The organism is Prosthecomicrobium sp. N25, from assembly GCF_037203705.1.
In the GTDB taxonomy this organism is placed as follows: domain Bacteria; phylum Pseudomonadota; class Alphaproteobacteria; order Rhizobiales; family Ancalomicrobiaceae; genus Prosthecodimorpha.
On sequence record NZ_JBBCAT010000005.1, the window covers coordinates 240,620 to 259,146 of the forward strand.

The 18,527-nt window shown below is 71.5% G+C and carries 16 protein-coding genes and 1 riboswitch; of the genes, 9 read left to right on the top strand and 7 right to left on the bottom strand.

The window, feature by feature from the left end; all coding sequences use genetic code 11:
* Positions 1-62: 62 nt before the first annotated feature.
* From WBG79_RS25540 to WBG79_RS25550, 3 genes are all read right to left on the bottom strand, one after another.
* Positions 63-2,360: a xanthine dehydrogenase family protein molybdopterin-binding subunit gene (locus WBG79_RS25540; protein ID WP_337360108.1), complete on the bottom strand. Its 2,298-nt coding sequence runs from the start codon at positions 2,358-2,360 to the stop codon at positions 63-65.
* A gap of 160 nt (positions 2,361-2,520) precedes the next feature.
* Positions 2,521-4,155 (bottom strand): glucose-6-phosphate isomerase, encoded by a 1,635-nt coding sequence (gene pgi / locus WBG79_RS25545; protein WP_443147516.1) that lies wholly within the window; start codon positions 4,153-4,155, stop codon positions 2,521-2,523.
* 223 nt (positions 4,156-4,378) lie between these two features.
* On the bottom strand, positions 4,379-4,615 hold the full coding sequence (locus WBG79_RS25550) for an Lrp/AsnC ligand binding domain-containing protein (protein ID WP_337360066.1): 237 nt from the start codon (positions 4,613-4,615) through the stop codon (positions 4,379-4,381).
* 300 nt (positions 4,616-4,915) lie between these two features.
* Positions 4,916-5,025, top strand: a riboswitch (TPP riboswitch).
* A gap of 53 nt (positions 5,026-5,078) precedes the next feature.
* Between WBG79_RS25550 and thiM (WBG79_RS25555) the strand changes: the two genes are divergently transcribed.
* From thiM (WBG79_RS25555) to WBG79_RS25585, 7 genes are all read left to right on the top strand, one after another.
* Positions 5,079-5,858 carry a hydroxyethylthiazole kinase gene (thiM, locus tag WBG79_RS25555; RefSeq protein WP_337360067.1) on the top strand — a complete coding sequence of 260 codons (780 nt, stop codon included), beginning with the start codon at positions 5,079-5,081 and terminating at the stop codon, positions 5,856-5,858.
* Positions 5,855-6,658: a hydroxyethylthiazole kinase gene (thiM, locus tag WBG79_RS25560; RefSeq protein ID WP_337360068.1), complete on the top strand. Its 804-nt coding sequence runs from the start codon at positions 5,855-5,857 to the stop codon at positions 6,656-6,658. Before thiM (WBG79_RS25555) ends, thiM (WBG79_RS25560) begins: the two co-directional genes overlap by 4 nt.
* A complete protein-coding gene (gene thiE, locus WBG79_RS25565) occupies positions 6,655-7,308 on the top strand; it encodes a thiamine phosphate synthase (protein ID WP_337360069.1) in 654 nt (217 codons plus the stop codon). Before thiM (WBG79_RS25560) ends, thiE begins: the two co-directional genes overlap by 4 nt.
* Positions 7,305-8,117, top strand: a complete 813-nt coding sequence (gene thiD, locus WBG79_RS25570) for a bifunctional hydroxymethylpyrimidine kinase/phosphomethylpyrimidine kinase (protein ID WP_337360070.1) — start codon at positions 7,305-7,307, stop codon at positions 8,115-8,117. The genes thiE and thiD overlap by 4 nt, the downstream gene beginning before the upstream one ends.
* A 1-nt stretch (position 8,118) precedes the next feature.
* Entirely contained in the window at positions 8,119-9,201 is a 1,083-nt protein-coding gene (locus WBG79_RS25575; RefSeq protein ID WP_337360071.1) for a TRAP transporter substrate-binding protein, read from the top strand.
* Positions 9,202-9,357: 156 nt separating this feature from the next.
* Positions 9,358-10,776, top strand: a complete 1,419-nt coding sequence (locus tag WBG79_RS25580) for a hypothetical protein (RefSeq protein ID WP_337360072.1) — start codon at positions 9,358-9,360, stop codon at positions 10,774-10,776.
* Positions 10,777-10,817: 41 nt separating this feature from the next.
* Entirely contained in the window at positions 10,818-11,912 is a 1,095-nt protein-coding gene (locus WBG79_RS25585; protein ID WP_337360073.1) for a hypothetical protein, read from the top strand.
* Between the two features lie 24 nt (positions 11,913-11,936).
* Here WBG79_RS25585 and WBG79_RS25590 read toward each other — a convergent pair whose 3' ends face one another.
* Positions 11,937-12,785, bottom strand: coding sequence for a fumarylacetoacetate hydrolase family protein (locus WBG79_RS25590; RefSeq protein ID WP_337360074.1), 849 nt, complete (start codon positions 12,783-12,785; stop codon positions 11,937-11,939).
* Between the two features lie 225 nt (positions 12,786-13,010).
* On the opposite strand from WBG79_RS25590, the gene WBG79_RS25595 reads away from it, so the two are divergent.
* A complete protein-coding gene (locus WBG79_RS25595) occupies positions 13,011-13,994 on the top strand; it encodes a threonine ammonia-lyase (protein ID WP_337360075.1) in 984 nt (327 codons plus the stop codon).
* A gap of 30 nt (positions 13,995-14,024) precedes the next feature.
* Here the strand turns inward: WBG79_RS25595 and WBG79_RS25600 are convergent, their stop codons facing one another.
* Positions 14,025-15,200: a protein phosphatase CheZ gene (locus tag WBG79_RS25600; RefSeq protein WP_337360076.1), complete on the bottom strand. Its 1,176-nt coding sequence runs from the start codon at positions 15,198-15,200 to the stop codon at positions 14,025-14,027.
* Between the two features lie 125 nt (positions 15,201-15,325).
* Here WBG79_RS25600 and WBG79_RS25605 point away from each other — a divergent pair, with 125 nt between their 5' ends.
* Complete coding sequence (locus WBG79_RS25605; RefSeq protein WP_337360077.1) at positions 15,326-16,522, top strand: MFS transporter; 1,197 nt, start codon at positions 15,326-15,328, stop codon at positions 16,520-16,522.
* Here WBG79_RS25605 and dgcA read toward each other — a convergent pair.
* Both dgcA and dgcN read right to left on the bottom strand, forming a co-directional pair.
* A complete protein-coding gene (gene dgcA, locus WBG79_RS25610) occupies positions 16,474-17,466 on the bottom strand; it encodes an N-acetyl-D-Glu racemase DgcA (RefSeq protein ID WP_337360078.1) in 993 nt (330 codons plus the stop codon). The genes WBG79_RS25605 and dgcA overlap by 49 nt on opposite strands.
* Entirely contained in the window at positions 17,463-18,473 is a 1,011-nt protein-coding gene (dgcN, locus tag WBG79_RS25615; RefSeq protein WP_337360079.1) for an N-acetyltransferase DgcN, read from the bottom strand. Before dgcN ends, dgcA begins: the two co-directional genes overlap by 4 nt.
* Positions 18,474-18,527 lie beyond the last annotated feature (54 nt).

Consider the following 18,527-nt stretch of genomic DNA (forward strand, 5'->3'; position numbering starts at 1 on the left):
CGGGGTCCGGTGCTCGGGAGGCAGGGGTGGAAGGGACCGTTGCGGGCCCCTTCCAAAATCCGTCAGCCGCCGGCGGCCCGGATCGCCTCCCAGACGCGCAGCGGCGTCAGGGGCATGTCCAGGTGGCGGATCTTGTAGGCCCGCCAGAGCGCGTCGTTGACCGCGTTGGCGACCGCCGGGGTCGCCCCGATGGTGCCGGCCTCGCCCGCGCCCTTGATGCCCAGCATGTTGGTGGTCGAGGGGATGTTGCGGGTGTTGAAGGCGATCGACGGCACGTCGTCGGCGCGGGGCATGCCGTAGTCCATGAAGGAGGCGGTCAGGAGCTGGCCGGTGCCGTCGTAGACGGTGTTCTCGGTCAGCGCCTGGCCGAGGCCCTGGGCGACGCCGCCATGGACCTGGCCGGCGAGCAGGATCGGGTTCACGGTGACGCCGAAGTCGTCCATGACGGTGTAGCCGAGCACGTCGACCTTGCCGGTCTCCGGGTCGATCTCGACCTCGCAGACATGCGTGCCGTTCGGATAGGTGCACTCGTCCTGTACGAACTTGCCGTAGCCCTTGCGGGCGTCCTCGTCGGGAGCGGATTGGGCCACCTCGGCGAGGGTGACGGACCGGTCGGTGCCGACCACCCGGACCGCACCGTCGACGAGTTCCAGGTCGCCGGCCGAGGTCTCGAGCTTGTCGGCCGCCAGCGTCTTGATCTTCTCGACCAGCACCTTCGAGGCGATGTCGACGGAGGCGACGCCGAGCGGGATGGAGCGCGAGCCGCCCGTACCGCCGCCGGTGGCCACCTGGTCGGTGTCGCCCTGGACGGTCTTCACCTTGTCGAGCGGGATGCCGAGATAGCCGGCGATGACCTGGCCGTAGGCCGTGGCGTGGCCCTGGCCGTTGGTCTGGGTGCCGATGTAGAGGGTCACGGTGCCGTCCGTGCCGAGGACGACGTTCGCCTCCTCGGAGCCCGGGAACGCGCAGGCCTCGATGTAGCTCGCGAAGCCGATGCCGCGGACCCGGCCCCTGGCCGCGGACTCCGCGGCCCGCTCCTCGAAGGAGCCGAAGCCGGCGGCGGCGAGGCCGTCCTTCATGTGTCCGGGGAAGTCGCCGGTGTCGTAGAAGCGGCCGGTCTGGGTCGTGTAGGGCAGGGCCTTGACGAAGTTGATGCGGCGGAACTCCTCGGGCGAGAGGCCGAGGTCGCGGGCCGCGACGTCCATCAGGCGCTCGATCAGGTAGGCGGCCTCCGGACGGCCGGCGCCGCGGTAGGCGTCGACCGGGACGGTGTTGGTGTAGACGCCGCGGACCGTCACGGCCAGCGCCGGGATGTCGTAGAGGCCGGTCGACATGGTGACGCCGACCCAGGGGATGAAGGGGCCGTACTGGCTGAGATAGGCGCCCATGTTGGCGACGAGGTCGACCCGGTAGCCCAGGATGCGGTTCTGGGCGTCGAGGGCGAGTTCGCCGACCGTGATGTTGTCGCGGCCCTGGGCGTCGGTCAGGAAGTGCTCGCTGCGCTCGCCGACCCACTTCACCGGGCGTCCGAGCAGCTTGGCGGCGTGCAGGACGAGCGGGTATTCGGAGAACACGAAGGTTTTCGGGCCGAAGCCGCCGCCGACGTCGGGGGTGATCACCCGGAGCTGCGAGGGCTTGATCTTGAGGACCTCGCGCAGGATGTCGCGCATGCCGTGGCCGCCCTGGGTGCCGGCGGTCAGGGTGTAGCGGTCGGCGGCCGGGTCGTACTCGCCGATGGCGGCGCGGGTCTCCATGTAGTTGACGACGAGGCGGTTGTTCACGACCTCGAGGGAGACCGTCTTCGCCGCGGACGCGAAGGCGGCGTCGGCCTTGGCCTTGTCGCCCAGGAAATACTCGAAGGCGAGGTTGGTGCCCTTCTCGGGCCAGACTACCGGGGTGTCGGGATCGAGCGCACTGCGGGTCTCGACCGCCACGTCCAGGGGCACGTAGTCGACCTCGATCATCTCGGCGGCGGACTTCGCGTCGTTCAGCGTGTCGGCGACGATGAAGGCGATCGGGTCGCCGACGTGGCGCACCGTGGAGAGGTTCAAGACCGGGCGCGGCGGGATCCACGGCCACTTGCCGTTCACCTCGCGCACGATGCCCTTGCAGGGGATGTCCTCCATGACGTCGGCGATGTCGTCGGCGGTCAGGACGAGGTGCACGCCGGGGGCCGAGCGGGCGTCCTCGACGCCGGAGAGCGTGAAGCGGGCATGCGCCATGGCGGAGCGCAGGACGTAGCCGGTCACGGTCCCGGCGGGCGTGATGTCCGAGGTGTAGCGGCCTTTGCCGGTGATGAGGGTCTGGTCCTCGATTCGCTGGATCGAGGCTCCGAGGCCGAACTTGGCCGGGGCTGTCATCTCGGTCACGGGGGCACTCCTCCAAAGGGGTCTTTTGTCGGAGCAATCTAGCGGGGGCTCGGGGCCGGCGCCAGACGGGGCGGGGACGATCCGGCGCAAAGCTGGGTCGTCGTCCGCGGGGAGGCGCGCGGCCGCCGCCGGCGGGCGGCCGCGACAGGTCCTATCCCCGCAGCGCCCGGAAATGCGCGACCAGGCCGGCGGTGCTGGCGTCGCGGCCGTCGGCGGGCTTCTCGCCCTTGACGACGGGGAGGAGCTCGGTGGCGAGCTGCTTGCCGAGCTCGACGCCCCACTGGTCGAAGGAGTTGACGTCCCAGATCACGCCCTGGACGAAGACCTTGTGCTCGTAGAGGGCGAGCAGGCGGCCGAGAGTCTCCGGGTCGAGGCGGCGGTAGAGGAGGGTGTTGGAGGGGCGGTTGCCCGGAAACACCTTGTGGGGCGCGAGGGCCGCGACGGCGTCGGGGTCGAGGCCGGCGGCGGAGAGCTCGGCGCGCACCTCGTCGGCGGTCTTGCCGCGCATGAGCGCCTCGGACTGGGCGAGGCAGTTGGCGACCAGCTTGGCGTGGTGGTCGGAGAGCTGCTCGTGCGGCTCCGCGGCGAGGAGGAAGTCGACCGGGACCGGGTCGGTGCCCTGGTGGATCAGCTGGAAGAAGGCGTGCTGGCCGTTGGTGCCGGGCTCGCCCCAGACCACCGGGCCGGTCTCGCGGGCGACCATGCGGCCGTCGCGGCGCACGCTCTTGCCGTTCGATTCCATGTCGAGCTGCTGGAGGTGCGCGGGGAAGCGGGCGAGGCGCTGGTCGTAGGGGATGACCGCGTGGGAGGCGAAGCCGAGGACGTTGCGGTACCAGACGCCCAGGAGGCCGAGGATGACCGGCAGGTTTTCGGCCAGGGGTGCGGTGCGGAAGTGCTCGTCCATGGCGTGGCCGCCGGCCAGGAACTGCTCGAAGCGCTCCGATCCGATCGCGATGGCGACCGGCAGGCCGATGGCGGACCAGACGGAGTAGCGCCCTCCGACCCAGTCCCAGAATCCGAAGATGCGGTCCTCCGGGATGCCGAAGGCGCGGCATTTCGGGATCGCGGTCGAGATCGCGGCGAAGTGGGCGGGGATCGCCTCTTCGCCGAGCCGGCCGGCCGCGAAGGCGCGGGCCGTCGCGGCGTTGGTCATGGTCTCGAGCGTCGTGAAGGTCTTCGAGGCGACGATAAAGAGCGTCGTCTCCGGGTCGAGCCCCTTCAGCGTGTCGTGGATGTGGGCGCCGTCGACGTTCGAGACGAAATGGACGCGGGGGCCGTCGTGATAGGGGGCGAGCGCCAGGGTCACCATCGCGGGGCCGAGGTCCGAGCCGCCGATGCCGATGTTGACGACATCCGTGAAGGCCTTGCCGGTCGAGCCGCGGACGGCCCCGGAGCGGACCGCCTCCGCGAAGGCCCCCATGCGGACGAGAACGTCGGTGACGTCCGGCATCACGTCGCGGCCCTCGACCATCACGGCCCGGGCCGAGCGGTTGCGCAGGGCCACGTGCAGGACGGCGCGGCCCTCGGTGAGGTTGATCGGCTCGCCGGCGAACATCCGGTCGCGCCAGTCCTCCAGGTCGGCCGCACGGGCGAGCTCGACGAGGAGTTCCATCGTGGTCGGGGCGATGCGGTTCTTGGAATAGTCGAGGAGCAGGTCGCCCTGCCGGGCGGAGAAGCGGGCGAAGCGCTCGGGATCGGCGGCGAAGAGGTCTCGCATGTGCAGCGGCTCGATCGCGCGCGCATGTTCGACGAGGTCGGCGAAGGCGAGGTCGACGGCTTCGGGCATCTGGAAGATCTCGGGTCCGAGCGTTGCGATCGACAGCATGGGCGACACTCCTCCGGACGGGCAAGGGCGTCGACAGGTTTTTCGGCCGATCGGGGCGAAAGGGCGCCGGCGGGGTGGAAATTCGCGGGCCGGGGGAAGCGGAAACGGCCGGAAGTGCGGCGGGGCGGCCCGGCGCGCGGCGGGGCCGGACCGGGCCGCCGGGACGGGCGGGCGTGTAACGGGCTCAGAACGCCTTGAAGGTGATCAGCGTCTTGGTGTCCTGGATGCCCGGGATATGATGGACCTTCTCGTTGACGAAGCGGCCGATGTCGGTCTCGTCCTCGATGTAGAACTTGGCGATGAGGTCGTGGTCGCCGGCGATCGAGTAGATCTCGGAGGCGATTTCCGCGTCGGCGAGCGCGGTCGCGACCTCGTAGGCACGGCCGAGATTGCATTTGATGAGGACGAAGAAGGGCTTCATGGGCGCCTCGCGCTGTTCTGTCGGGCGCGACGATGCACCAGGGGCGCGGGCCGGGGCAAGGGGCCGCCGTAAAGCCTGCCCTGAAACGAAAACGAGCGGGCTTTGGCCCGCTCGCTCGTCCGAAGGTGCGGACCGGACTGCCGGTACATCCGCGGTCAATCCGTTCGACGCCCTTCTCACGTCTCGGGGGACGTCATCCCCGAGCGCATCGTGATCCTGAAATGGTTACGGAATGATGACTTTCAAGGGCGGGCCGGCATTTTCCGCTTGCCAATCGGAGAGCGCGAACCTAAGTGCACAGCTGTCTCATGGGGGTGCCCGGCGGAAAAAGCCGGGCTGAGAGGCGGACCGCCAACTCCACGAACCTGATCCGGGTCATGCCGGCGGAGGGATTTGAGATGCGGCGCCGTCCAGCCTTGCCCGTCCCGTCCGATGCGCAGCCCGTCCAGCGGGAGGAGCGCGCATGACCTCTTCGGCCCAGGACCACCCCGTCGACGCCGACCGGGTCGCCGCCACGCTGGAGGCCGTGCGCGCGCGCCGGCCGCGCGTGCAGGTGATCACCAATCCGGTTGCCCAGACCTACACGGCCAACATGCTCCTGGCAGTCGGCGCGGCGCCGTCGATGACCTCGGCGCCTGAGGAGATCGCGGCCTTCATCGCCGTCTCGGGAAGCCTCCTCGTCAATCTCGGCATCCTCGACCGCGCCCGGCGGGAGGCGAGCCTCACGGCCGTGGAGGTCGCCCGCGAGATGGGCGTCCCGTGGGTGCTCGACCCCGTCAAGGTCGACATCTCGCCGCCGCGCCTGGCCTTCGCGACCCATCTCCTCGGCATGGAGCCGGACTTCGTGCGGGCGAACCATGCGGAGTTCGTGGGGTTCGGGTCCGACGCGCCGGGCGAGGCGCAGGCCCGCGCCTTCGCGGTCGAACACCTGACGACGCTCGCCCTCTCGGGTCCGGTGGACATCGTGACGGACGGCCGGCGGCTCGCGCGGGTCGGCAACGGGCATCCGATGATGGACCGGGTCACCGCCATGGGCTGCGCGGGCACCGCGGTCGCCGCGGCCTTCCGCGCCGTCGAGCCCGACGCGCTCGTGGCGGCCACGGCCGCGCTGGTCGTCATGGGCATCGCCGGCGAGGTCGCGGCGGAGACGGCGCGCGGCCCGGGCTCCTTCGCAATCGCGATCCTCGACGCCCTCTACGGGCTCGACGCGGACACCATCCGGGAAAGGGCGAGACTGTCATGACGCCGATCGAACGCGCCTGGCTGGACCTGGAGGCGGTGCGCGCACGCCGGCCGCTGGTCCACGCCATCACCAACTACGTGGCGATGACCGTCTCGGCCAACGTGCTCCTGTCGCTCGGCGCCTCGCCGGCGATGGTGCATGCGGGCGAGGAGGTGGAGGAGTTCGCCGGGATCGCGGACAGCCTCGTCGTGAACATCGGCACGCTGTCGACGCCCTGGATCGCCGCCATGAAGGCGGCGGCCGCCACGGCGCGGGCAAGCGGCAAGCCCTGGGTCCTGGACCCGGTCGCGGCCGGCGCGACGCGGCTGCGCACCGAGGCCGCGACGGCGCTCCTGGCGCTGAAGCCGTCCGTCGTGCGCGGAAACGCCGGCGAGATCCTGAGCCTCGCGGGCTCGTCCGGGGCGAGCCGGGGGGTGGATTCGATCGCCGGCTCGGACGCAGCCATCGATGCGGCCCTGGACCTGGCGCGGGCCTCCGGCGCGGTCGTGGCCGTCACGGGCGAGGTCGACTACGTGACGGACGGGGTCCGGGCGGCAGCGATCCGGGGCGGCCACATGCTGATGCCGCTCTCCACGGCGCTCGGCTGCGCGCTCTCCGGGGTGGTGGCCGCCTTCGCGGCGGTGGCGCCCGCCTACGAGGGAACGGTCTCGGCCCTGGCGGTCTACGCGGCGGCGGGCCGGATCGCCGGCGAACGCTGCCGCGGGGCGGGGCACCTGCCGGCGGAGCTCTGCGACGCGCTCCTGGGTCTCGACGCCCGCGACCTCGCCCGCAACGCTTCCATCGAGGAGATCACGACGTGAGACATCTGTTCGACCTCCGCCTCTACCTGGTGACCGATCCGGTGCTGGCCGGGCCGCGCGGCGTGGTCGACACCGTGAAGGCCGCGATCGAGGGCGGGGTCACGATGGTGCAGTTGCGCGACCCGGTGTCTCCGACCCGGGTCCTGGTCGAGCAGGCCCGTTTTCTCAAGCAGATCCTGGCGCCTCGCGGCATCCCGCTCATCCTCAACGACCGGGTGGACGTGGCGCTGGCGGCGGACGCTGACGGGGTGCATGTCGGGCAGAACGACATGGCGCCGGCCGACGTGCGCCGGCTCCTCGGGCCGGACAGGATCGTCGGCCTGTCGGTCGGCTCGCCCGTGGAGTTCGCGGCGTCGGCGGGCAGCCTGGGCTCGGTCGACTATCTCGGCACGGGGCCCGTCCGGTCGACCGCCACGAAGGCGGACGCCGGCGCGGCGATCGGGCCGGAGGGCCTCGCAGCGGTCGTCCGGATGACGGACCTGCCGGTGGTGGCGATCGGGGGCATCGGGCTCGGAGAGGTCGCCGGCGTCTTCGGGGCCGGGGCCAGGGGCATCGCGGTCGTCTCCGCCATCATGGCGGCAACCGATCCCGGGGCGGCGGCGCGGGATCTCCGGATGGAGGTCGAGAAGGGGCGGGGAGGTCAGCCGTGACGGCGATCGCGCTCACCATCGCGGGCTCGGATTCGGGCGGCGGCGCCGGCATCCAGGCCGACCTCAAGACCTTCTCGGCGCTCAGCGTCTACGGGGCGAGCGTCATCACGGCCCTGACCGCGCAGAACACGCTGGGCGTGACCGGCATCCACGACGTGCCGCCGGAGTTCGTGCGCGAGCAGATGGACGCTGTCTTCTCGGACCTCGCCGTCAACGCCGTGAAGATCGGCATGCTGTCGCGCCCGGAGGTGATCCGGGCGGTCGCGGGCGGTCTCGACCGCTGGAAGCCGGCGCGCGTCGTGCTAGACCCGGTGATGGTGGCGGCCAGCGGGGCGAGCCTCCTGGTCCCCGAGGCGGTCGAGACGCTGCGGGCGGTGCTGATCCCGCGCGCGGGGCTGGTGACGCCGAACCTGCCGGAGGCGGGGCGGATCCTCGGCGAGGCCGCGGCGGCCAGCGAGGCGGAGATGCTGGACCAGGCGCGCCGCATCCTGGCCATGGGTCCCGAGGCGGTGCTGCTCAAGGGCGGGCACGGTCAGGGGCCGGAGAGCGCCGACCTGCTCGTCTCCGCCACGGGGCATCGCTGGTACCGCGCGCCGCGGCACCCGACGCGCAACACGCACGGCACCGGCTGCACGCTCTCCTCGGCGATCGCGGCGGGACTGGCGCTCGGCGTGCCGCTGGAGTCGGCGGTCGCCGAGGCGAAGGACTACGTGACCCGCGCCATCCGTGCGGCCGACCGGTTGAAGATCGGGTCGGGGCACGGGCCGCTGCACCATTTCCATGCGCTCTGGAAGGGACCGGAAGCCTGACATGACGGACGCCAAGCTCGCCCGCCGTTCCCTGCTCGGGGCCGCCGGCCTTCTCGCCGCCGCGCCGCTCGCCGCGCCCGCGCTCGCCAAGGGGCTGGCGGAGTGGAAGATGGTCACGTCCTGGCCGAAAAACCTCCCCGGGCCGGGGGTCTCGGCGGAGCGGCTCGCCGCCTCGATCGGCAAGCTCTCGGACGGGCGGCTGACCGTGAAGGTCTATGCGGCCGGGGAACTCGTGCCGGCGCTTGAGGCGTTCGACGCGGTCGCGGGCGGGACAGCCGAGATGGCGCACACGGCGGCGATCTACTGGCAGGGCAAGATGCCGGCGGCGCCCTTCTACACGACCGCGCCCTTCGGGCTGACGCCGCTCGAGCACATGATCTGGGTCGAGCAGGGCGGCGGCCAGGCGCTCTGGGAGAAGCTGTACCGGCCCTTCGGCGTGCAGCCCTACATGGGCGGCAACACCGGCTTCTCGATGGCGGGCTGGTACAGGCGCGAGATCGCGTCGCTCGACGACGTGAAGGGGCTGAAGATCCGCATCGTCGGGCTCGGCGGGGAGGTGTTCCGAAGGCTCGGCGCGACGCCCGTGTCACTGCCGACCGGCGAGGTCCTGCCGGCGCTGCAGGCCGGCGTGGTCGACGCCGCCGAGGTCCTGGCGCCCTGGTCGGACGCGGCCTTCGGCTACCACAAGGTGACCAAGCTCTACTACGGTCCGGGCTTCAACAAGCCGAACGGCACGGGCGAGGCGATCGTCTCGCTGAAGGCGCTCGAGGCGCTGCCCGCCGACCTGCGCGAGATCGTCGCCGCGGCCTGCCGGCTCGAGCACGCCACGGCGCTGACCCTCGCGGAGTGGAACAACGCCCAGAGCCTGGAGGTGCTGAAGGGCACCCACGGCGTCCAGGTCAAGGCCATGCCGGCCGACGTGCTCGCGGCGGCGTCCCGCATCGCCGACGACCTGATGAGCGAGATCGCCGCGAAGGACGCCCTGTCGAAGGAGGTCGTCGACAGCTACCGGGCCGCGCGGGCGCGGACCGGCGGCTGGCTGCGGATCACCCAGGGCGTGTTCCTCGCCGCGCGGGATGGGTAGGTCTGTCGAGCTCGTCCGCACGCCTGCCGTGATGGCGTGCACGTACACGATTAATAGTTGCAATACCGATCTATACAATCTAGGGTCCTCTAAGTCCGTGACGGGTCGCCTGGTCCGAGCGCCGCGACAGGGCCGTTCGCGGGAGGAGGACCCGGCATGGCCGACTTCACGCATGGCACGTTCCAAATCGCGAAGCCGCCGACCCTGTGCAGCAAGGACGTGTCGGCCCCGCCCGTACTCCCCTCCGGCTGGGAGTGCACCGCGCTCCTGCACGCCTACAGTCCGCCGCCCGCGAACGATCCGCGCAACACGCCCTTCTTCCAGATGTGCCTCGCCTTCGTCGGCTATATCGAGGGGCAGGTCCTGTCCGTGCGTGTGGTCGGCCTCGACTACGGCACGTGGTGGTACAAGATCACGCCCTCGGGGACCGTGGTCTCGCTCGATCGCGGGGCGACCTGGACGGCCGTCGACATGGGCTGGACGCTCCCGGGGACGAGTTGGCTCGGGGCGGGCGCTTCGTACTTCCAGACCGGGGCCCTCAACTGGATGGCGGCCCAGGAGGTCGACTGGTGGAAGCAGCCCGTCGCGGGCTCCAACGCGACGACCTGGATCTGGTTCGATTCGACGACCGGGCTGCCGTTCCGGATGATGTTCGGGGCGGCGCCGGCCTCTCCGGTGAAGGGAGACCCCGCCCAACTCGCCTTCTTCCAGAACTTCTCCTTCACGTATTTCCCGACCTTCGCCGGCACCCCGACCCCGAACGTCGACACGTGGGTCGACCCGGCGATTCAGGGGTTCCAGGCCGGCAACCCCGGCGGGCAGAAGCTCGTGGTCTGGAACTCTTGCTTCTTCATGACCACGATCATGACGCCGGTCGATTCCGCCAGCCTGCCGCTGCCGACGGTCGTGCTCTACCAGTGGAAACCGGACGGCTCCTACCGCGAGGCGACCGACCGGGCGCAGGCGACGATCATGTCCTACGAGTACAATCCGGAGGCGGGCATCCAGGATCAGGTGGCGCTCCTCTACGGAGTCGCGCCGGCCGGGACCCAGCCCCCGCCCTATGCCGGATCGGGCTACATCTACAACGAGATCTTCTTCCTGCAGCGGGGCTACCCGGTCCCCGTCGTGCTGTCCTGCAGCAACATCGGCCTCGGCCAGCAACCGCCCGACTGGGCTCGGATTCCCGCGGTGCAGGGGACCATCCACGCGTCGGTGACCGACAATCCGGTGCTCTCGCCGGGGCAGGTGACCAACATCATCTCGGTTCTCTTTCCGCCGACCGCGGAGTATCCGCAGGGCCGGTATCTCTGGACTTGGTACAGCCCGTTTCCGGGCTCGGACGGGTCGCATGCCCGTCCCGTGACGTTCATGGAATCGGCGTCGACCATCGCGGAGGGGGGCACGAGCCTCGCCCTCGCCGACTACTACCTCTACCAGGAGTCTCCGGTCTGGTTTCCTGCCGAATTCTACGCGTTGCCGGCCCTGTGCAAGGTTCCCCCCGAGGCTCGGGCCGCGCCCGCCCGGCGGGTTCCGGGACGGGTCGCCGGGTCGCCGATCGCGAGCACGACGTGAGCGCGAGGAGGATCGGGCGGCATCGGACGGGGAGGCGGATCATGATCGGGGCGGAGCCGGGGCAACCGGCGGCGGGGGGTACACGCAGGGCCTGGAGTGCGGCGGCGGTCGCGGCGGCGCTCCTGGTGGCGGGGGGACCGGCGCGGGCCGGCGGTGAATACGTCCAGGACCGCACGTTTCCGCAGCAGGGGACCTTCGGCTTCCAGAACGTGAGCTGGATGACCCGGCTGCCGGGGACGGACCTCCTGTTCATGGTCCAACGAGGGACTCCTGCGGTGTCGATCTGGGGCCAGGCGGGAAACTTCCTGGCGTCCTGGGCGACCGACCAGCTCGGTGATCCCCATTCGATCCGGTTCCAGACCACGCCGGGCGGCACCACCTTCGCCTGGGTGACCGACATGGCGCCGCCCAACCCGGCCGGCACCGGCTTCGGGCACTGCCTCAAGAGGTTCACCCTGTCGGGCGTCTACCAGGGCAGCGTCGGCCGGTGCGGCCAGACGAGCCAGGGCTCCGGGCTCGATCCGGTCCAGTTCGACAAGGTGACGGACGTCGGATTCGACCGCTCGGGGCTCATGTGGGTGACCGACGGGGACGTCAGCGGGCTCAACAACCGCGTCCTGTCGATCGAGCCGGCGACGGGCGTCGTGCGGAGCGTCTGGTCGGCGCCGGGCAACCAGCCGGGCACGGGCGAGAAGGAGTTCAATCTCCCGCACGCCATCGCGGTGGATTCCTGCGACCGGGTCTATGTCGCCGACGCCCTCAACCACCGCGTCCAGATCATCCGGACCGACGGGACGTTCCTGCAGGAGCTCCAGTGCTTCGGCGACCTGGGCGTCTACGGCATCGCGTTGCGCGGACAGCCGTTGGCGACGTCCTGGCGGCTCTGGGTGTCGGCGAGCACCACCACCTTCACGGGGGTCGGTACGATCTCGGGCTTCGACGTGAGCCCGACCTGTTCGGCGCCGCTGCCGGTCCCGTCCGGATGCCGGCCCGCCGTGCAATGGCCGATGGCGCTGCCGCCGGGCTCGTCCGCCTCCGCCCTGCATGCGATCGACGCCACCGACGATGGCAGCGCGGTGTTCATCGCGCCGCTCGGCGGCAACCTGGCGCCGCAGCGCTGGGACGAGGTGCCCTGACCTCGCCCCCGCGCGGAGGCCGTCTCAAACGGCGGAGGCGACCACCTTCTGCCTCTGCTCGCCGAGCTTCTCGATGCCGAGGTGCATGGTGTCGCCGGCCTTCAGGTAGACCGGCGGCTTCATGCCGAGGCCGACGCCGGGCGGGGTGCCGGTGGTGATGACGTCGCCGGGGTCGAGCTGCATGAACTTCGAGATGTAGGCCACGCAATAGGCGGCGCCGAACACCATGGTGCGGGTCGAGCCCTTCTGGACGCGCCGGCCGTTGAGGTCCAGGAACATGTCGAGAGCCTGGACGTCGCCGACTTCGTCGGGGGTGACCAGCCAGGGGCCGAGCGGGCCGTAGCCGGGGGCGCACTTGCCCTTCATCCACTGGCCGGTGCCCTCGATCTGCCACTCTCGCTCGGACAGGTCGTTGCAGACGCAGAAGCCGGCGATGTGGGCCATGGCGTCCTTCTCGTCGATCCGGTAGGCGGTCCGGCCGATCACGATGGCGAGCTCGACCTCCCAGTCGGACTTCACCGAGCCGGGCGGCAGGACGACGTCGTCGTCGGGGCCGGCGAGGCAGTTCGGCGCCTTGTTGAAGAGCACGGGCTCCTTCGGCACGGGCAGCCCGCTCTCGGCGGCGTGGTCGGCGTAGTTGAGGCCCACGGCGAGGAAGTTGCCGGTGCGGGCCACGCAGGAGCCGATGCGCACGCCGTCCGGCGCCTTCGGCAGGGACATCGGGTCGAGGGCGCGGATGCGCTCGATCGCCTCGATGGTCAGGCCGGCATCGGCGAAGTCGGCCGCCTTCCCGGAGAGGTCGCGGATGGACCCGTCGGCAGCGACGATCCCCGGCTTCTCGGCGCCCTTCGGCCCGAAACGGACGAGCTTCATTCCTGTTCTCCCTTGTCGTTGTCTCCCGGCCCGCCGTCGAAGGGGGCCGGTGGCGGGGGCGGATCATGCGCGAGGGGCGGCGGGGAGGCAATGGTCCGAGGAATCTTTGAGCCTCCGCCGCATGCATGGCCTACCTGCGGAGCCGGAGGTCCGCGCGGGGCTCGGCTTCCTTGCCGCGGGCGGCGGGCCCTGATAACCCGGCAGGTCACAACCGGAGGACCCGCCATGACCGCCGTGCCGACCCTGCCGACCCCCGAGGACGTGCGCGACGCCGCCGAACGCATTCGCGGCGAGGCCGTGCGCACGCCGCTCCTGACGTCGCCGGCCCTCGACCGCCTGACCGGCGGGCGGGTGTTCCTGAAGCCGGAATGCCTGCAGAGGACGGGCTCGTTCAAGTTCCGCGGCGCCTACAACGCGGTCTCGCGCATCCCGGAGGCGGCGCGGGCGGCCGGGGTGGTCGCCTGCTCGTCCGGCAACCACGCGCAGGGCGTCGCGGCCGCGGCCGAACTCCTGGGCCTGCCGGCCACCATCGTGATGCCGTCCGACGCCCCGGCGCTCAAGAAGGAGCGGACCCAGGGCTACGGCGCGACCGTCGTCGAGTACGACCGGGCGACCGAGGACCGGGACGCACTGACCGAAAGGCTCGCGGCCGAGAAGGGGGCGACGCTCGTCCACCCCTTCGAGAATTTCCACGTCATCGCCGGGCAGGGGACGGTCGGGCTCGAGATCGTCGAGGACATGGCGCGACTCGGGCTGAAGCCGGACGTGGTGCTGGTGTGCTGCGGCGGCGGCGGGCTGACGGCCGGCGTCGCGCTCGCCGTCAAGGCGGCCGCCCCGGACGCGCAGATCTACCCGGTCGAGCCGGCCGGCTTCGACGACCAGGCCCGGTCCTTCGCGGCGGGCGAGCGGGTCGGCAACGCCCGGACCTCGGGATCGATCTGCGACGCTCTGCTGACGCCCATGCCGGGGGTGATGTCCTTCGCGATCAACCGGGAGCGGGTGACGCGCGGACTGGTGGTGACCGACGCGGAAGCGCTCCAGGCGGTCGCCTTCGCGGCGCGGGAGCTGAAGCTCGTGGTCGAGCCCGGCGGGGCCGTGGCGCTCGCGGCGGCGCTGACCGGCAAGGTCGACCTGACGGGCAAGACGGTCGCGATCGTGCTGTCGGGCGGCAACATCGACGGCACCACGCTGGCGCGCGCGGTCGGCTGACCGCCGGCCGGCCCCGGAGGCCCGCCGGGTTCAGCCGAAGGTGAGGAGGCGGTCCTCGGCCGAGAGGACCGCGATCGGGTCCTCGTTCGCCACGACGGCGAGCGCCGGTTCCTCGGCGACCGCCGCCACGGCCTCGGCGTCCGGCGCGACCGCGAGGGCGGTGTTGCCGACCGTGGCCGGGCGCGAGCGAGCGGTGCGGCTGCGTTTCGGGGCGAGGGGCGCGGCCGGTGCGAAGACGTCGGCGTCCGCGAAGACGTCGGCGGCCGGCCCGGGTTCCCCGGCGGCGGCGAAAACGTCGGGCGTGTCCTCGACCGGGCGGGCGGCGAAGACATCGGCCGCGGCGGGCGCGAAGACGTCCGCGCGGGCGCCGGCCGGCTCGGTCTCCACCGGCACGACGATCCCGACGTCGTCCTCGATCACGAGACCCGAATAGCCGTCCGCAGCGTCCGGACCGGGCGGGGCGGCCGCAGGCGCGGCGTCCGTGCCTCCGTCCCCCATCAGGTCGTCGACCGCGGACTGGTCGATGCCCTGGCCGACGAGCGCAGGGCCGTTCAGGAGGTGCGCGTCGGGCCGCTGGTCGGCCTGGGCCTGCGCGTCGGGAACGATGTCGATGTCGGTCAGGGCGTCCATGCCCCAGATGCCGATCATCGAGTTGATCCGGCTCTCGACGTAGCGCAGCACCGTGACGACCTTGCGGGTTCGCTGGCCGGTGAGGTCCTGGAAGGAGCAGGCCGTGTAGATGTCGGTCGCGGACTGGTCGAGGCGGTCGCAGAGAGCCCCGTCCACGCCTTCCTCGCGCAAGGTCCATGCGAGTTCCTGCACCTGCTCGGCGTTCAGCAGGATGTCGTTGGTGGCCTGCTCGGTCTGGCTGACGATGGCGTCGAGCTCGTTCGAGGCCATGGCGAAACGGCCGCCCTCGTCGGTCTCGAACTTCATCTGCGCGATCTCCTGCTTGGTGCGGGAGATCGCCTCGGCCATGTCGGCGAGGTCGAGGCGGATGCGGTCGATGTCGGGAACCTGTCGTTCCCGCTTGATCAGCCGCTCGAGACGTTCCAGCGTGGCGGTGATGGCGGCGGTTTCGGCGACTCGGTTCCGGCGGGCGAATTCCGCGAGGAACCAACGACCCCTCGCCGTCTCCATGACGGCATCCTCGATCGCCTGGTAATCCTCGGCGGGGAGGGATGAGGACTCCGCGTCGCTGGCCATGCGGACTGCACCCGTGACGTGAACTGGATTCCCTGCCGTAGCGGCATGGGACCTACGAGGTCCGGACTTGTCTACCGGACGAATCTTTATTCGAAGTTTAAGTGGAGCGGAGACTCCGAGCAATCATGGCCTCTCTGTTTTCCCCGGCGCGGCGGCTCGCGGCGGCCTATGCCGCCACCTTCGTCACGTTCGGTATCCACGGGCCCTTCTTTCCGATTTTTCTCGCCGGGCGCGGGCTGACGGAAGCTGAAATCGCGATCATCCTGGCCGTCCCGATGCTGATGCGCGTCGGAACCGCTCCGTTGCTGGGCTTCATCTCGGATCTGGCGACTGAACGCCGGACTGTGGTGGCCGCCTATGCTTTCGGGGCCGCGATCGCGTTCTCGGCCTTCGGCACCGCGACGACCTTCGCGGCGATGGTCGGCCTCATGATCCTGACGGCCCTGCCTTGGAACGGGGTCACGCCGGGGCTCGACACGATCTCGCTCTCCATGGTCCGGCGCGGCCTGGTCGATTACGGCGCGGTGCGGGTCTGGGGCTCGCTCGGCTACGTGGCCGCCAACGTGGCAGGCGGAATCCTGTTCGCGCGGACCGGGGCGGAGGCCGTCTTCCTGGTGCTGGCCGGGGCCTTCTGGCTGCAGGCGACGATGATCCTGGCGGCGCCGGCGGCCGGGCCGCGGCTGGCCGTGCCGGCGGAGGCCGGCAAGGGACCGTCCGGCTTCGCCGATCTCCTCCGGTCCGGCCCGTTGATGGCGGTGCTGGTCGGGATCGCGCTGGTGCAGTCCTCCCACGCCCTGCAGAACGGCTTCGCCTCGCTCTACTGGCGTTCGATCGGGTTCGGCGAGGCCTTCATCGGCACGCTCTGGGCGCTCGGCGTGTCGCTGGAGGTGTTCCTGTTCTTCCTCGGCACGCGGCTGACGGCGCGGCTCGGGCCGCACGGCCTCCTCATCCTCGGGGGCTGCGGGGCGCTCGCGCGCTGGGCGCTCTACCCGGTCATCGAGGGCCGCTGGGCCTGGGCGGCCGTGCAGGTCCTGCACGCCTTCTCGTTCTCGGCGACCCATCTCGGCACGATGGTCTACATCGCCCGGGCGGCGCCGGACCGGCTGACCGGCAGCGCGCAGGGCATCGCGGTCACGCTCACGGGCCTCGTCATGGCGATCGCCATGCTGTCGTCCGGCCCGCTCTACGGCTGGCTCGGCGTCCAGGGCTTCTGGGTGATGGCCGGCCTGGCGGCGGCGGGGACGGCGATCCTCGTCTGGCAGGCGCTGCGGGCTCAGCCCCAGAGATCGGGCGTCGGGGGCAGGAGCGTCGAGCCCTCGTAGACGAGGCCGGGGTTCCGGTCGCGGGCCAGGAGAAGGGGTCCATCTAGATCGACGAAGTCGGCCCACTGGGCGACGAGGACGGCGGGCGCCATGGCGAGCGAGGTGCCGACCATGCAGCCGAGCATGACCTGGAAGCCGAGCGCGCGCGCACCGGCGGCGATCTCGAGCGCGGTCGTCAGGCCGCCGGCCTTGTCGAGCTTGATGTTGACCGCGTCGTAGCGGTCCCGGAGGCTCGCCAGGTCGGCCGGGCCGTGCAGGCTCTCGTCGGCGCAGATCGGGATCGGACGCGGCATGCCGGCGAGCGCCGCGTCCGCGCCGGCCGGGAGCGGCTGTTCGATCAAGGCCACGCCAGCCTCGACGCAGGCCGCCATGTTGCCGGCGAAGATCTCGGGCGACCAGGCCTCGTTGGCATCGACCACCAGGGTCGACGCGGGCGCGGCGGCGCGCACGGCGCGGATGCGGGCGGCGTCGCCCTCGCCGCCGAGCTTCACCTTGAGGAGCGGCCGGTGCGCGGCGGCGGCGGCGGCCTCGGCCATGGAATCCGGTGTGCCGAGGCTCAGGGTATAGGCGGTGACCAGTGGCTTCAGCGGGGCGACCCCGGCCGTCTCGGCGGCCGGGATGCCGGACGCCTTGGCGCGCCAGTCCCAGAGGGCGCAGTCGAGCGCGTTGCGGGCCGCCCCGGCCGGCATCGCGCCGGCGAGGTTGGCGAGGTCGACCCGGCCCGTGGCGACGTCCGGGGCCATGCGCTCGATCGCCTCGACGACGCCCTCGACGGTCTCGCCGTAGCGGGCGTAGGGCACGCATTCGCCGCGGCCGGCGACGCGGCCGTCGGAGATCGTCACGGTCACGACCACCGCCTCGGTGCGGCTGCCGCGGGAGATCGTGAAGGTGCCGGCGATCGGGAAGCGCTCGACGGCGACGGAGACGTCCAGGGGCGCGGTCATGCGGGCCAGATCCTCGCGATCTCGTCGACGAGCGGGGCGGTGCCGAAGCGGATGGGGTCGGTCGCCGGCAGGCCGTGGGCGGTGGCGATCTCGTCGACGAGGCTGCGCGCCGCCCGGTCGTCGAGGGCCTCGGTGTTGACCGCGAAGCCGACGCAGCGGATCGCCGGGTTGGTCAGGCGACCGCAGGCGACCGTCAGGTCGATCACCTCGCGGATCGAGGGGAGGGGATGGCGGACGCCGCGCATGGCCGTGCGGGTCGGCTCGTGGCAGACCACGAAGGCGTCGGGCTGGGCGCCGTGCAGGAGCCCGAGGGAGACGCCCGCGAAGGAGGGGTGGAAGAGCGAACCCTGGCCCTCGATCAGGTCCCAGTGGTTCGGCGCGGCGTCGGGCGAAAGCCATTCCACCGCGCCGGAGATGAAGTCCGCCACCACGGCGTCGATGGCGACGCCGCGGCCGGAGATGAAGACGCCGGTCTGGCCGGTGGCGCGGAAATCCGCGTCGTAGCCGCGTCCGCGCATCTCCTTCTCGAGGGCGAGGGCGGTGTACTTCTTGCCCACCGAGCAGTCCGTCCCGACGGTGAGCAGGCGCAGGCCGGTGCGCTTCGTGCCCTTGCCCGTGGCGAAGCGCTCCGTCGTGTGGCGCACGTCGAAGAGGCGCCGGCCGTTGCGGTCGGCGGCGGCCTTGATCTCCTCGACGTCGCCGAGCCGCATGTGCAGCCCGCTCGCCACGTCGAGCCCGGCGTCGAGCGCCTCGACGATCGAGCCGACCCAGTGGGCCGGGAGGACGCCGCCGGCATTGACGGCGCCGACCACCATCGTCTTCGCGCCCAGGCGCGCCGCCTCCCGGATGCCGACGTCGGGCAGCTTCGCGTCGGCCCGGCAGCCCGGCAGCCTGTGCTGGCCGATGCACCAGTCGCGCCGCCAGTCGACGATCCCGAGCCCGGTCTTCGCCGCGAGGGCGTCGGGCACGTCGCCGAGGAAGATCAGGTACGGATGGGCGATCTGCATGGGCAGGCTCCGGCAGCACGGTCGGCAGAGGAGTCGTAGGCGGCGGAGGGGCCG